Here is a 14194-nt window from a genome sequence, read left to right as displayed (position 1 = left end):
CGTCCGGACTACTGGCTGAACAGTGCGTGCAGATCGACGTCCGCGGTTTCCTCGGCGCTGAAATGCAGCAGTTCGGCCGGCTTGAACGCGAACATGCGCGCGATCATCACGTCCGGGAAGGTCTCGATGCGCACATTGTTGAGATTGACCGTCTCGTTGTAGAACTCGCGACGATCGGCGATCGCGTTCTCGAGGCCGGTGATGCGGCCCAGCAACTGCTGGATGCTCTGGTTGGCTTTCAGTTCCGGATAGGCCTCGACCGTCGCGATCACCGAGCCGAGCCCGCCGCGCAACGCGCTCTCGGCGCGACCGACCGCTTTCACGTCGCCCGCTTCGCGCGCCTGCTGCGAGCCGGCACGCGCCGCCATGATCTTTTCCAGTGCCGAGCGCTCGAACTGCATGTACTGCTTGCAGGTCTCCACCAGTTTCGGCAGCTCGTCGTGACGCTGCTTGAGCAGCACGTCGATGTTGCTCCAGGCCTTGCCGATCGCGTGTTTCAGATTCACCAGACCGTTGTAGACGATGACGCCGTAGGCCAGCACGGCCAGTCCGACGGCGAGCCAGATGAAGACAAGCAGCATGTTTCCCCCCAAGGAAAGCTGAACGCGCAGAGGATGCGGGAATTCAGGCACGCACGCTACCATACGCGCCTTCGTGCAACCGACCGAGACCATGTCCCGAATGCTCAAGCTGGCTGCCGTGTCGCTGCTGGCGCTCGTCGCCCTCAATGCCTGCACCTCGCGGACCGTGCTCAATGACCTGACCACGGACAAGGGTTACACCCTGACCGCCGACGTTCCCTACGATCGCGCCCACAATCTGACGCTCGACGTCTACAGCCCCGACAACGTGCAGAACGCGCCGGTCGTGGTGTTTTTCTTCGGTGGGCGCTGGCAGGAAGGCGACAAGTCGCAATACAAGTTCGTCGGCCAGGCGCTTGCCGCGCAGGGCTTTCTGGCGGTCATCCCGAACTACCGCCTGTATCCGCAGGTGCGCTTTCCGGACTTCGTCAAGGACGGCGCCAATGCCGTGAAGTGGGCGCGCGACAACGCCGCGCGCTACGGCGGCAGCGCCGGCAAGCTGTTCGTGATGGGCCATTCATCGGGCGCGCACATCGCCGCGATGCTGGCGCTCGACGAGGAATTTCTCAAGGGTGTCGGCGGTTCGCGCAGCTGGCTGCGCGGCATGATCGGCCTCGCCGGGCCTTACGACTTCATGCCGATCACCGCGCCGGACCTGCGCGACATCTTCTCGCCGGTCGAACGCTTCGCGTATTCACAGCCGATCTTCTTCGTCGACGGCCAGAATCCGCCGCTGTTCCTCGTACACGGCGAAGACGACAAGATCATCGACGTCGCCAATACGCGCAAGCTCGCGCAGGCGGTGTCGAAGGCCGGCGGTCCGGTCGAAACGCTGATCTATCCGAAGCTGTCGCACGACCTGGCGATCGGCTCGTTCTCGTCGGTGATCAGCAACCACTACGACGTCCTTCAGCAGGTCGCCGATTTCATCCGCCGCAAATCCGCCGCCAATGCGAGCAACCGGCCGAGCACGATCCGCGCGGCGCCGCTGACGCAGAATCCTGCGCCGGCCGACGGCCAGGTGTTCACCGACTCGATCGAAGACACGCCGCCGGTGCCGGTGCAGTGATCCGGCGCTTCGCCGGAAAGGTGCCGCAGCTCGGCAGCGGCGTCTATGTCGACGAGCAGGCTGCCGTGATCGGCGAGGTCGCGCTGGCGGACGACGTTTCGGTCTGGCCGTTCGCGGCGGTGCGCGGCGACGTCAATCGCATCGAGATCGGCGCGCGCAGCAACGTGCAGGACAACGCCGTGCTGCACGTCACCCACGACGGCCCCTACACGCCGGGCGGTGTGCCGCTGCTGATCGGCGCGGACGTCACCGTCGGCCACGGCGTCATCCTGCATGCCTGCACGATCGGTGATCGCTGCCTGATCGGCATGGGTGCGATCGTCATGGACCGCGTCATCGTCGAGAGCGACGTGCTGATCGCCGCCGGCAGCATGGTGCCGCCGGGCAAGCGCCTCGCCAGCGGCTGGCTCTACCGCGGCTCGCCCGCGCAGCCCGCGCGCGAGCTGACGGCCGCGGAACTCGAGAACTTCCGCTATTCGGCCGCCCACTACGTGCGCCTCAAGAACCGCTATTGCGCCGCGGACGCCGAATAGGCCGCCGTACCGGTATCGCACGCACGGTGCTTGCGCGATCCGCCGACCGACGTCTGCTGCGTCCGCTCTGCCGCTTCAGCAAATCCCGACGCGGTCTGGCGTAAAATCCCCCACCTTTTACTGCTGCGTCCGGAGCCTCAATGACCCGCAAACTCGTGCTGCTGCGCCATGGCCAGAGCCAGTGGAATCTCGACAACCGCTTCACCGGCTGGGTCGATGTCGACATCACCGAAGCCGGTCGCAAGGAAGCCGTCAACGCCGGCCAGCTGATGCGCGAAGAGGGGCTGATGTTCGATGTCGCCCATACCTCGGTGCTCAAGCGCGCGATCCGCACCAACTTCACCGCGCTCGACGAGATGGACCAGCTGTGGGTGCCGGTCTGCAAGAGTTGGCGCCTGAACGAGCGCCACTACGGCGCGCTGCAGGGCCTCGACAAGGCCGAAACCGCCGCCAAGCACGGCGAGGCGCAGGTCAAGATCTGGCGACGTTCGTATGACATCCCGCCGCCGCCGATGGCCGACAACGACGGCGGCCATCCGAAGTTCGATCGCCGCTACATGAAGCTCGACGAACATGCGCTGCCGGCCACTGAATCGCTGAAGACCACGCTCGAACGCGTGCTGCCGTACTGGCACGACGCGATCGCCCCGCAGCTCAAGAGTGGCAAGACCGTGCTGGTGACTGCGCACGGCAATTCGCTGCGTGCGCTGTACAAGTACCTGAACCAGATCGCCGACGATGCGATCCTCGAAGTGAACATCCCGACCGGCATTCCGCTGCTGTTCGATCTGCACGAAGACCTGCGCGTGAAGTCGTATCGCTACCTCGGTGATGCCGAAGCGGCGAAGAAGGCCGCCGAAGCGGTCGCGAATCAGGCCAAGACGCGCAGCTGAGTGCGCAGTGACAAAAAGGCCCGCAGCGTGCTGCGGGCCTTTTTGTGCATCACGTATCTATTGTGTCCGTCGCATGCGGCACGAATCGCCATCCACTGATCATCGCGTTGAAGCGGGGCAGATCTCGTGATTCTCCGGCTGCGCGGCGACATGTGAGGCTCGTCGATTCGTGTCGGCCTGACTGGCTGCCCGGCGAAGCAATGAGAACCACGCCAGGCCGTGGGACCTATACGCCCGGATCATGGTTCGCCGAGCCGGCATCAGCTTGCGAGATCGCCATGCTTGCGGCTTCGTCATCCGAAATCGTGGTCCATCGCTCGCCGGATTTCGATCTTGACGGATGTTGCTGCGCCTTTCGAATCGCCATGGTCAGAACGGCGCCGACGACAGGCAGTACCAACACCAGGAAGATTTGCGCAGCTTTCTGCTTTTTCCCGAGAGCGCGATCACGAACCACAGCGAATGTTCCGGCGCACGCGAGAGTCGCGGCGAGCAGCAAACCGGAAATAACGACGTCGTTCATCGGTTACGGCGCAAATCGACTGGCGCGATAATGTTCACGAATCGGGCAAGGTGTCCAACGATGTAGTGAGGACGCCGCGAGCAATGTCGCGAAGAATCGACGCCGGGTGGATTGCAGTTCACCGGCAAGGTGATGGTGCGTGAAAGCCTCGGCTTTCCGTACGCCAGAGATCGCGCGACATCGGTTCTGATCGTCAGCGAAGGGTGATGCTGCGTCTCTCGCGTGCTGCCGGCCCGCTTCGACGATGACCTTGCCAAGCGCCACGCCGAAGGGGGCGGCCCGTTTTGCCGCATCGCGGCGTCTCTCGTCGCTCATGTTACGTCAAGTACACCTCGCTCCTCGTTCCTTGCGCTGCGGCAAAACAACCTCGGCTGCAGTGACGCCATTAGCGTTAACAGGCTTTAGAGCAGCCTTCGGATGGCCACCAGATGTCGGCGCCATTGCGCATCGAGTTCGGTGACGATGACGCGGCCGACGCTCGGCGACGCGTGCACGATGTGGCCGTCGTCGAGGTAGACGGCGACATGCAGCTGATGGCGCCGCCAGCGATACAGCAGCAGATCGCCGGCGCGCAGCGGCGTGTTGCGGACGCTTTCGCCGACCTTGAGCAGCTCGCGGGTGGTGCGCGGCAGGGCCATGCCGGCGCTGCCGAAGATCTGCTGGACGAGCGCGGAGCAGTCGACCGTGCCGGCGTTGTTGCCGCCGAATTCGTACTGGGTGCCGAGCATCGCCATCGCCTTGTCGAGCACGATGTCGTTGACGAGGCTGGCGCTGGCGTCGTCGCTGAGCTGCAGGCGCAGCGGCGCCGCGCGTGATACCGATGCGACAACGGAACTTGAAACGGCAGGTTTCTGCAACTGTTCGCTGAGTCGCAGCGGCAGGCCGGCAGCCTGCGCCAGGCCGCAGCACGGCAGCAGGATTACGGCGGCGCAGAGCTGGCGGCGGATCATGGGGCGGACTTGGCGATGGCGAGCGCTCATCGTCAACGGACGACAGGTGCGCGTGCGGCCGACCGCGATGAGCGGCGGCGTCGGTCCGACTGGCGCCGACCGATCGGAGGATTTCGAACGGCCGATGCGTTTGCGGTTCCGCTCCTCGGGCCGTTGCGGCGCGGGTCGATCCGGAATGCCCGTCATTGCGAGCCGCGCAGCGGTGATGCCATCCAGCTGGGCGGCCGGATTCCGCGGTGGCGGTGGATCGCTTCGTCGACCTTCGGGTTCCTCGCAATGCGGTGACTTTTTTCGACAGACAGGCAATGTGCGGGTCTGCTCGCGCCTGCGCCGTGATGCGAGGCACGGCATCCTCTGGGTGATGGCGGGCATCGAGCGCACAAAGCAAGAGGCCCGCATCACGATGCGGGCCTCTTGTTTTCCGCCATCCTTCAGCCGCGCAGCCTGCGGACGATGCCGGTGACGATCACCAGCGCGGACAACACGCAGACGATGAACGGGCCGGCCGGCAGATCGAAGGGCACCGACAGCCACAGGCCGAGGCCGTAGCCGGCGCCGGCGATCAGATAGCCGATCGGCAGGCCACGTCTTTCCGGCAGCATCGAGGTGGCGATCGCCGGCATGATCAGCGTCGCGAACACGAGGTAGACGCCGACCAGTTGTACCGAGGCCATGACGGTCAGCGCGAACAGGAAGTAGAACAGCCCCGGCCGCGTGCGCACGACACCGAACCACATCAGCAGGATCACCGCGTAGAGGATCGCGACCGGCCACAGCTGCGAATAGCTGACCCAGAGAATCTGGCCGGCCAGCAGTTCCTGCATGTGTTCGGCGCCGTGCGGATTGTGGGCGAGCACGAGGATCGCGATGCAGGCCGACAGCACGTAGAGACTGCCGATCAGCGCTTCCTGCAGCTTGCGGAACTTGTGCTCGGTCCAGGTCAGCAGTGCCGCGGCGAGGAGTGCGGCCACGGCTGCGGCGACCTGTGTCGCGATGCCGCCACCGTCTTCGCTGACGCCGGCGAGAATCACGCCGAGCGCGGCGACCTGCGCGATCGTCAGGTCGATGAAGATGATGCCGCGCTCCAGCACGCGCCGGCCGAGCAGCACGTGCGTGGAGGCTACCAGCAGGCCCGCCAGCAAAGGCGGGCCCATCAGCGACCAGTCGAACGAGAAATCGGCAAGCGTCATGACGACTTCCCGTTCAGCGCGTTGAGCAGCTGCTGGATCGTCACGTCATAGAAGCCGAACAGGTCATCCGTGCCTTTCAGACCGCCGGGCGAGAACGGCAGCCTGGCGCCGGGCAGGCCGCTGTGTTCTTCCATCCAGCCGACCGGACGCGGGTCCTGATACGCAGCGTAGACGACCATCTTCGCCGGCGTGCGCTTCAGCGTGGCCAGCACGTTTTCGAGATCGGCGCCGCTCGGCGGAATGCCGGGCTTGGGCTCCAGCGTCGCGACTTCCGTCATGCCCAGCCAGTGGTACATGTAGACCCAGCCCTTGTGCGCGCTGACGACGGCGACCCCTTTCAGCGGCGCGGCTTCGGCGGTCCACTTCGCCATGGCCGCCTGCCAGCGCGTGTCGAAGCTGGCGTAGCGCTGCGCGTAGTCGGCCTTGTCCGCGGGATCGAGTTCCGCGAGCTTGTCGGCCAGCGGTTTGGCGACCAGTCCGATGTTTTCCGGCGAGGTCTGGATGTGCGGATTGCCGAACGGATGCACGTCGCCTTCCGAGCGATCCAGCTTCTCCGGCACTTCCAGCATGTGCACGTAGCGGCTGGCCTCGAAGTAGCCCGCAGCGCCGGGAATGACCCTGGGGTTGTTGCCCTTTTCGGCCAGCGGCGGCAGCCAGCCGATCTCCAGTTCCGAGCCGGTGCAGACCACCAGATCGGCCTGTCGATACTTCGCGATCAGGCTCGGTCGCGGCTGGATCTTGTGCACGTCCTGCAGCGCCGAAGTCGCGACGTAGACATCGAGATGGTCGCCGCCGAGTTCCTGCAGCAGGGCGCCCCACTCGGGTTCGCAGGTGAAGACCTTGAGGGCGGCCGCCGAAGCGGTCTGACTGAAGACGGCGCCGAGACCGAGCGCGGCGACGATGAGATAAGGCTTCATGAGTTCACCTTCAGAACTGATGCGCGGGGTGCGAGCCCATCGCGAAAATGTATTGGACGAGGATCTGGTTGTCCGCCTTGTTGTCCGGCCGCGATTCGTCGCGGTTGTACTGCAGACGGATGCGTGAGAACTCGCTGTTCGAGAAATCGAGCATGGCCGAGACGCGCTGCGGGTGATCGCCGTCGTCGGCGAGCGTCGCCAGCGACGTGCCGCCGACCGGATTGGCGACGCTGTTGCTGGCGTTCATGCGGTCATAGCGCAAACCGACGCGCCAGCGCTGGATGAACTGGTAGACGCCTTGCACATACCAGCCGAACTGCGTGCCGTCGTAGGCGCTGGCGTCGGCGGCGCCATCCGGATCGTAGATCACGCTGCCGTTCTCGCTGCGGCGCATGGCTTCGGCCTGCAGCACGAAGTTGTGCACTTCCGGATTGCCGTTCGGCGCCCACTTGTAGACGAAGTCGAGGCCGTTGATGTGGCTCTTGCCGGTGAAGCTGGTATCGACGTCCTCGTCGCCGCTGCTGCGTCGGTCGTCCGACTTGCCGTCGTAGTGCCAGGCACCGAGACGCCAGGAGCCGGAGAAGCCGATGTCGCCACCGACATGCGCAAACGCCGTCCAGGCTTCGACGCCGCTGCGGCTGTCGCCGCCGGCCGGGAAGGCGTCGCCGCGCAGGCCTTCGGCGCCGATTTCGAGGAACAGGTCGGTCGGCGCCAGCCAGCGCAGCTGTACGCCGTCATCGCCGAGCTGGCCGCCGAAAAACGTGCGATAGACCAGCGGTGCGTCGGCGAAGTCCCAGGCGTGCGCGTGCACGTGGTTCTGATAGCCGATATCGGAGAAGAAGCGGCCGAGCTTGACGGCCAGGCCGTCCGGCAGCGCCAGGGTGTTGATGTAGGCCTCTTCGACGCTGACATCGGCATTGCCGTGGCCGTCGTTGCCGATCGAGATCGCGGTCCAGCCGTGGAACTGGTCGTCGATGTTCGATTCGATCGCCAGTTCGGTTTCGCCGATCGAGAAGCCTTCCGGCGCGTAGTCGGACTCACCGCCGAGCAGGGCGCCGGCGACATCGGCCGGCGCCTTGGAGCTGTAGTGGGCGTACTGGCCGTTGAGGATCAGGCTGATTTTGGGATTGAAACTGTTGCCGGACTGGGTCTGGGCCAGCACGGCGCCCGGTGCGCCGAGGATGAGCAGCGCCGCCGCGCTGCGTCTGAACAGATGGGACATGAAAACCTCGTTGAAAAAATGAAAACAGCAGACGACGACTCCGCGCCGCGGAGCCGTGCCGTTTCAGTGATCAGGCGAGGTGAAGGGGAGGGCCGCGAATCCGCTGGCGCGTGCGCGGTGCGAGCGCCGCAACGACCGCGATCGCCGGGGCCGGCGCTTCGCTGATCGCGAACTGCGAGGGCAGTTGCAGGCTCGGCGCCAGCGCGCTGCCGTCGAGGCCCTGGCCATGCGCGCAGATCTGGCAGGCGGCATCGGTCTGCAGCGCCGGATGCTCGAAGCCGTGCGCCAGCCACAGCCACTGGCCGAGCGCGAGCGCAGCGGCGAGCAGCAGGAGACGCAGCTTGAAATGACGACGCATAGGCCGGCGATTCTAAAGCCTCCGGGCGCCGGCACAAGCGGGAGAACCCCTGCAGCGCCGGCGTCAGTGCTTGCCTGCCCCGGGCTCGGCGGCGGCCTGCAGGCTTTGTCGGGTCGGCGCGTGGGCCGGCATCCAGCCGGCGATCGACGGCAGGCGACGCGTGAGGTGGTAGGCCAGATAGCTGAGGATCTGCCGCAGCAGCGTCCGTTGCCGGGCGTCCTGCCGGTCGATCTGGCGACAGTGACGGTCCATCAGTTGCGTCAGGCTCGTGTGCAGGGTCGTCGCCAGTTCCGCGTCGCGCACCACGACATTGGCTTCGAGATTGAGGAACAGGCTCAGCGGGTCGAGATTGCTGGAGCCGACCGTGACCCAGTCATCGTCGATCAGCGCGACCTTGGCGTGCATCGGTCGCTCGCAGTACTCGTAGATGCGCACGCCGGCGCGCAGCAGGTAGTCGTGCAGCGTGTTCGCCGCCCACTGCACCCACTGCATGTCCGGATTGCCCTGCAGGATCAGGCGCACGTCGACGCCGCGCCGGGCTGCCCGGCGCAGATCGCGCAGCAGCCGGTAGCCCGGAAAGAAGTAGGCATTGGCGATGACGATCTGCCGCTTCGCGGCGCGAATGCCGAGGCGATAGATGCGCTCGATGTCGGCGCGATGCAGGCCGTTGTCGCGAATCAGGAAGGCGGCCAGGGCCTTGCCGGCGCGCGTCGAGGCGACCGGCGCGGCCTGTGCCGGGCGCTGGCGTCGGCGCAGCCACTGCCAGGCCGGTCGCGCGGTCCTCGGCAGCATCACCAGCATCGCGCGGTAGATGTCGGCGACGACCGGGCCCTCGACTTCGAGCGCGTAGTCCTGCTTTGAGTGCTCGCCGTAGCTGCGCAGATGATCGTGCGAGAAATTGATGCCGCCGCACCAGGCGATGCGCTGGTCGATGACGATCAGCTTGCGGTGCAGGCGCCGGAAGATGCGCGTGCGGCGGCCGAAGCGCCATTTCACGGGATCGTAGATGTGGATGCGCACGCCGGCTTCGATCATCGGCGCGATGAAGTCGGCCGGCAGGGTCGCCGAGCCCCAGCCGTCCAGCGTCATCTGCACGCTGACGCCGCGTCGCGCGGCCGCGATCACCGCCCGCTGCAGCGGCTGCCCGGCCGGATCGTCGAACAGGATGAAGGTTTCGAGCAGGACCTCGCGCTCGGCCGCCGCGATCGCGTCGAGCACACGCGGGTAGAACTGCTCGCCGTTTTCGAGCAGCGCAACGCGATGGTCTTCATGCCAACGGGTCAGGCTCACAGATGCACCTCGGCAGTCAGGGCGGCATGGTCGGAGAGTCGCGACCACGGCGTCGCCGACAAGACCTGAGGATTGTCGATCCGGGCATTGCGATAGTAGATGCGATCGAGCTTGAGCAAGGGCCAGCGCACCGGGAATGAACGCGCGAGATGCCCGCGGCACTCGACGAAGGCTTCGCGCAGTCCGCAGGCCTGCAGGCGCCGATTGGCGCGCAGCCACCAGTCATTGAAATCGCCGGCGACCAGCAGCGGCGCATCGGACGGCACTTCGGTGCCGATCAGCTCGCAGAGTTGCTGCAGCTGTTGCCGGCGATGTGCTTCGCGCAGGCCGAGATGCACGCACACCGCGTGCACGTCGAGTCCGCTGCCGGGCACGCGCAGTATGCAGTGCAGCAGGCCGCGCTCCTCGTGCGTGCCGACCGACACGTCGTGATTCTCGTAGTGCACGATCGGGAATTTCGACAGCAGCGCATTGCCGTGATGGCCCTCGGTGTAGACCGCGTTGCGGCCGTACGCGAAGTCCTGCCAGATCGAGTCGGCGAGGAATTCGTACTGCGGCCGTTCCGGCCAGGCCGGTACGCGCACCGCGTGCGCCGCATGGCTGCCGAGCACTTCCTGCAGAAACACCACGTCCGCCGATTGCCCGCGCACGGCTTCGCGCAGCTCGTGCAGCACGAAGCGACGATTGAAGGAATTGAAGCCCTTGTGCGTGTTGAGCGTCAGGAGCTTGAAGCCCCGCGGCCGGCGAGCCATCGTTCATCCATGACAAAAACCTGCGTATAGCCTTCGCGATCCCGATGAACGCAGGCTGATGCCGCGCTCAGGATGGCAGGCCATCCGGCCAGCGCCGTGCGAGCCAGGCGATCGCGTCGTCGGCATCCTGTGCGAACCACGCGGCGGTGCTGCCGAGCCGGAAGTTGTAGCCCCAGGCGTCCATGTCGGCGAAGCAGCGCGCCTGCGAGTAGCCGGCCAGGCGATCGGCGAGCCGGCATTGCAGGTAGCAGACGGCGTGCTCCTCGACGTCTTCACCGCCGGCGTTGGTGTGCAGCTTCTGCCGCCGCGCGCTGTCGGCGCACAGCCAGTGGCAGGCCTCGTGCAGCGCCGAATGCACCGGGGTGTCGGCGCGCAGATACAGTGTCGCGCCGATCAGGCCGGCTTCGCTGTCGCCCCAGTAGCTGCCGGGAATGTCGGTGCCGTCCGCGACCGCTGAAATCTGCAGGCCCAGCGGTTCCAGCAGCGCGCGCAGCGGCGCGATGCCCAGCGCAGCGCAGCGCAGAACGGCGGCTTCATCGACGACAGCCATTAAGGTGGATTTCCTACTGTGGATCGCGGCACAGGATTTATAGTGCCGGGTATTAAAAAACAAGGGGAGCATGGTCGCGCCCCGAGAACGACGATGAGGGGAATCATGAACGGATCGAGCGTGACGCAGCGTGGCGTCTGGATCGGTGCGCTGCTGCTGGCCTTGAGTGCCTGCGGCCGCAGTTCGCCGGTCGGCGACGACGGTAATCAGAGCGATGGCGGCAGCGGCATCAATGCGCCGGGCACCATTGTCAGCAGCCAGAACACCTTTCTCAGCATCGTGCCGCCCGGTTCGAACGGCAACTCGGCGGGCGGCATCGGCGCGCCGGTGCCAGGCGTGCCGACGCTCAGCTATCCGAAGAACTTCGCCGACCAGCTGACGATGTACGGCGATCTGTCGTACGCGAAGTCGCCGCTGCAGGCCGACAACTGCGTGCCGCCGAAGAACATCGGCGAACACCAGAAGGCGTCCGATCAGGCCTGCAACTATTTCAAGCGCGCCGATCTGACGCTCAGTGACACCGATGCCGTTTCCAAGCGCACGATGACCGCACCGAACGGCAAGACCGTGACGATCCGCCGCGACGGCTGGGGCGTGCCGTACATCGATGCCGAAGACCGCGAGTCCGCCGAATACGGTCTCGGCTTCGCCGCCGCGCAGGACCGCCTGTGGCTGTTCGACGTGCTGCGCCGCGCCGGCCGCGGCCGCGCGTCGGAATTCCTCGGGCCGTCGCCGACCACCTACGGTCTCGATCTCGAATTCGGCCCGCCGGCCGGCTACAGCGAGGACGAGCTGACCGACATGGTGAACAAGGCGGTCGCCAAGCTCGGCGCGCTCGGGCCGATGTTCCTGGACGACACGCAGAACTTCGTCGACGGCATGAACGCCTACATCAGCTACCTGCAGACGCCGCAAGGATTGACTGAGCTGCCGCCGGAATACGCGACGCTCGCACTGGAAGTGCCGCCGAATTTCCCGCCGAAGCCGTTCACCGTCAACGACATCGTCGCCAACGCCGTGCTGATCCAGTCGGCGCTCGGCGGCGGCGGCGGCGGCGAAGCCACCAATGTGCAGCTGCTGCAGAAACTCGATCCGGGCATCGGGCCGAACACCACCAGCCTGCCGAAAGCCGCCTGCGAGATGTGGCGCGATCTGCGTCATGCCGACATCGCCGATACGCCGCATACGCTGGATACGCGCTTCGACACCGAATCGCCGGCCAAGCTCGACGAATCCTGCCCGCAGACCCTGCCGGCCGGTGTCGCGATCTGGGACGCCGGCAGTTTCGAGGGCATTCCGTTCCTGAATCACGCCGGCGCGATCGGCGTGCCGCTGCTCAATCTCGGCGCGCTGCCGAAACCGCTGGACGCGCTCAGCCGCCTGACGCTGAGCCAGTTCGTGCCGGTCGATGGCGCCGCGCCGGTCGTCGATGCACGTCCGCCGCTGAAGCGGCAACAGCGCGGCGTGACGATGGTGGCGTCGAACGATCCGCTCGGCAGCCTGCATCGCACCCTCAACAAGATGGGCCTGCCGATGACCACGTCGAACTGGATCGGCGTGACCGCGAGCCAGACCAAGAGCGGCCATCCGATCGCCGTGATGGGGCCGCAGACCGGTTACTACAACCCGCAGCTGCTGTGGGAAGCCGCGGTGGTGTCGCATGGCGGCACACCGTACGAGTTCGCCGCGCGCGGCATCACGACCGTCAACCTGCCGTATATCGTCATCGGCCACGGCCTCGATTTCGCGTGGAGCCCGACCTCGGCCGGCAGCGACTTCACCGATACGCGCGTGTCGAAGATGTGCAATACCGATGGTTCGCAACCGAGCCGCGACGACAACGACGGCGACGGCTTTCCGGATGCCGACGGTTATCTGTACAAGGGCCAGTGCGTGCGTTTCTATCGTCGCGTCGATGAGTGGACGGCGACGCCGACCGCCGCGAGCATCGCACTGGGCGGTCCGGCCACGCCGGAAGCGGTCAAGCGTTACATCCTGCGCACGCACTACGGCCCCGTGTTCGGCACCGCGACGGTCAACGGCGAGCCGGTCGCGATCTCGACCGAGCGCTCGACCTTCCTGTCCGACATCGACACCGCCGCGCCGTTCGCGCTGCTGACGACGACCGGCCGGAAGATGAACGAGAAGCGCTTCAAGCAGTTGTTCAACAGCATGAGCAGCACCTTCAACTGGCTGTATCTCGACAGCAAGGATCTCGCGTACATCCAGTCCGGGCTCTATCCGATCCGGCATTCCGGCACCAATCCGGACCTGCCGGTCTGGGGCGACGGTCGTTTCGACTGGGCGGCCGACAACGATCTGCCGAGCGACTTCTTCACCGCGCATGGCGGCGATGCCGAGAACGGCGGCACGCCGTATCCGGCGCGCACGGTGGCGGTCGCGCAGGGCAATGCGCTCGACGGTTACTTCGAGTGGAAGGGCTATCTGCCGCTGTCTTCGCACATCCAGGCGACCAACCCGAGCAAGGGCTACATGGCGAACTGGAACAATTCCGGCGCGCCCGGCTGGTGGGCGGCCGACAGCAACGGCACCTACGGGCCGACCCATCGCGTGACCATGCTTCAGCAGCGGCTGGCGGCGTTCAAGGCCAGCGGCCGCAAGCAGGATCTCGGCAGCATGGTCGAGATCATGGCCGACACCGCCTATACCGATCTGCGCGGTTTCGACGTGCTGCCGGAACTGCTGAAGATCATGAAGATGGGCACGCTGACATCCGATCAGCAGGCCGTCGTCGACCTCATGCAGCAGTGGTACGACAGTGGCTCGCGCGAGTGGATCGATCAGCAGAAAGGCCTGGGTGCGTACCGGCGTGACCGCGATGGCGACGGCATCTACGATTTCCGCGCGCAGGCGGTGTTGATGGATGCCTGGTATCCGCATCTGATCGACACCGTGCTGCCGCAGATGGTCGCCATCGAGGGCAAGGGCGCATCGCTGCTGACCGGTCGTTACGACGCGCCGCGTGCGCAGGGTTCGGCGTTCCAGGAAGGCTGGTTCCAGCACATGAAGCGCGTGCTGAACACGGCCATGGCCACGCCGGGGCATGTCGACTATCGCGCGCTCAAGTGTGCCGATTCCGATGATCTCGAAACCTGCCGACAGGCGGTGCTGACTGCGCTCGGCGAAGCGCTGAGCGATCTCGGTGGTCTGTCGAACCAGGCGAACTGGGATGGCACGACGCTGAGCAACGCCAAGGGCGATGCCAACGCCACGATCGAGGATTACGACGCGGTCGAGCACACCTCGTTCAGCTTCATTCCGGTGCCGCCGATTCCCTGGCTGAACCGGCCGACCTTCCAGCAGGCGGTGGAGATCACCACGCCGCTGTCGCCGCCGTAGCGGCGT

The 14194-nt window shown here is 65.9% G+C and carries 14 protein-coding genes; 4 read left to right on the top strand and 10 right to left on the bottom strand.

From position 1 onward, the window contains the following. Positions 1–8 precede the first annotated feature (8 nt). Positions 9–581 (bottom strand): LemA family protein, encoded by a 573-nt coding sequence (locus G7Y85_RS13970; protein WP_166258250.1) that lies wholly within the window; start codon positions 579–581, stop codon positions 9–11. Positions 582–672: 91 nt separating this feature from the next. On the opposite strand from G7Y85_RS13970, the gene G7Y85_RS13965 reads away from it, so the two are divergent. The 3 genes from G7Y85_RS13965 (at position 673) to gpmA (ending at position 3076) form a co-directional block, all read left to right on the top strand. Further along, complete coding sequence (locus G7Y85_RS13965) at positions 673–1650, top strand: alpha/beta hydrolase (protein WP_166258246.1); 978 nt, start codon at positions 673–675, stop codon at positions 1648–1650. Further along, positions 1647–2183, top strand: coding sequence for a gamma carbonic anhydrase family protein (locus G7Y85_RS20665; protein ID WP_166258243.1), 537 nt, complete (start codon positions 1647–1649; stop codon positions 2181–2183). The genes G7Y85_RS13965 and G7Y85_RS20665 overlap by 4 nt, the downstream gene beginning before the upstream one ends. Before the next feature lie 140 nt (positions 2184–2323). Further along, positions 2324–3076: a 2,3-diphosphoglycerate-dependent phosphoglycerate mutase gene (gene gpmA, locus G7Y85_RS13955; protein WP_166258240.1), complete on the top strand. Its 753-nt coding sequence runs from the start codon at positions 2324–2326 to the stop codon at positions 3074–3076. Between the two features lie 226 nt (positions 3077–3302). Here gpmA and G7Y85_RS13950 read toward each other — a convergent pair whose 3' ends face one another. The 9 genes from G7Y85_RS13950 to G7Y85_RS13910 all read right to left on the bottom strand — a co-directional run bounded on the left by G7Y85_RS13950 (position 3303) and on the right by G7Y85_RS13910 (position 10828). Continuing rightward, complete coding sequence (locus tag G7Y85_RS13950; protein WP_166258237.1) at positions 3303–3599, bottom strand: hypothetical protein; 297 nt, start codon at positions 3597–3599, stop codon at positions 3303–3305. A gap of 401 nt (positions 3600–4000) precedes the next feature. Beyond that, positions 4001–4549, bottom strand: a complete 549-nt coding sequence (locus G7Y85_RS13945; RefSeq protein ID WP_166258234.1) for a C40 family peptidase — start codon at positions 4547–4549, stop codon at positions 4001–4003. A 431-nt stretch (positions 4550–4980) separates the two neighbouring features. Beyond that, positions 4981–5739: a metal ABC transporter permease gene (locus G7Y85_RS13940; protein ID WP_166258231.1), complete on the bottom strand. Its 759-nt coding sequence runs from the start codon at positions 5737–5739 to the stop codon at positions 4981–4983. Then, on the bottom strand, positions 5736–6656 hold the full coding sequence (locus tag G7Y85_RS13935) for a metal ABC transporter substrate-binding protein (RefSeq protein ID WP_166258228.1): 921 nt from the start codon (positions 6654–6656) through the stop codon (positions 5736–5738). The genes G7Y85_RS13940 and G7Y85_RS13935 overlap by 4 nt, the downstream gene beginning before the upstream one ends. Before the next feature lie 10 nt (positions 6657–6666). Continuing rightward, positions 6667–7878 carry a putative porin gene (locus tag G7Y85_RS13930; RefSeq protein ID WP_166258225.1) on the bottom strand — a complete coding sequence of 404 codons (1212 nt, stop codon included), beginning with the start codon at positions 7876–7878 and terminating at the stop codon, positions 6667–6669. Positions 7879–7948: 70 nt separating this feature from the next. Then, a complete protein-coding gene (locus G7Y85_RS13925; protein WP_166258220.1) occupies positions 7949–8236 on the bottom strand; it encodes a hypothetical protein in 288 nt (95 codons plus the stop codon). Positions 8237–8299: 63 nt separating this feature from the next. Beyond that, complete coding sequence (gene clsB / locus G7Y85_RS13920) at positions 8300–9526, bottom strand: cardiolipin synthase ClsB (protein WP_366514975.1); 1227 nt, start codon at positions 9524–9526, stop codon at positions 8300–8302. Continuing rightward, on the bottom strand, positions 9523–10278 hold the full coding sequence (locus G7Y85_RS13915; RefSeq protein WP_166258217.1) for an endonuclease/exonuclease/phosphatase family protein: 756 nt from the start codon (positions 10276–10278) through the stop codon (positions 9523–9525). The genes clsB and G7Y85_RS13915 overlap by 4 nt, the downstream gene beginning before the upstream one ends. Before the next feature lie 67 nt (positions 10279–10345). Beyond that, positions 10346–10828, bottom strand: a complete 483-nt coding sequence (locus tag G7Y85_RS13910; RefSeq protein ID WP_166258214.1) for a hypothetical protein — start codon at positions 10826–10828, stop codon at positions 10346–10348. Between the two features lie 105 nt (positions 10829–10933). On the opposite strand from G7Y85_RS13910, the gene G7Y85_RS13905 reads away from it, so the two are divergent. Beyond that, on the top strand, positions 10934–14188 hold the full coding sequence (locus G7Y85_RS13905) for a penicillin acylase family protein (protein WP_166258211.1): 3255 nt from the start codon (positions 10934–10936) through the stop codon (positions 14186–14188). Positions 14189–14194 lie beyond the last annotated feature (6 nt).

It is taken from the genome of Solimonas terrae, from assembly GCF_011067135.1.
Lineage (GTDB): Bacteria > Pseudomonadota > Gammaproteobacteria > Nevskiales > Nevskiaceae > Solimonas > Solimonas terrae.
Note: the sequence above shows the minus strand (reverse complement) of the source record. Positions and strands in the feature narration are given on the sequence as shown.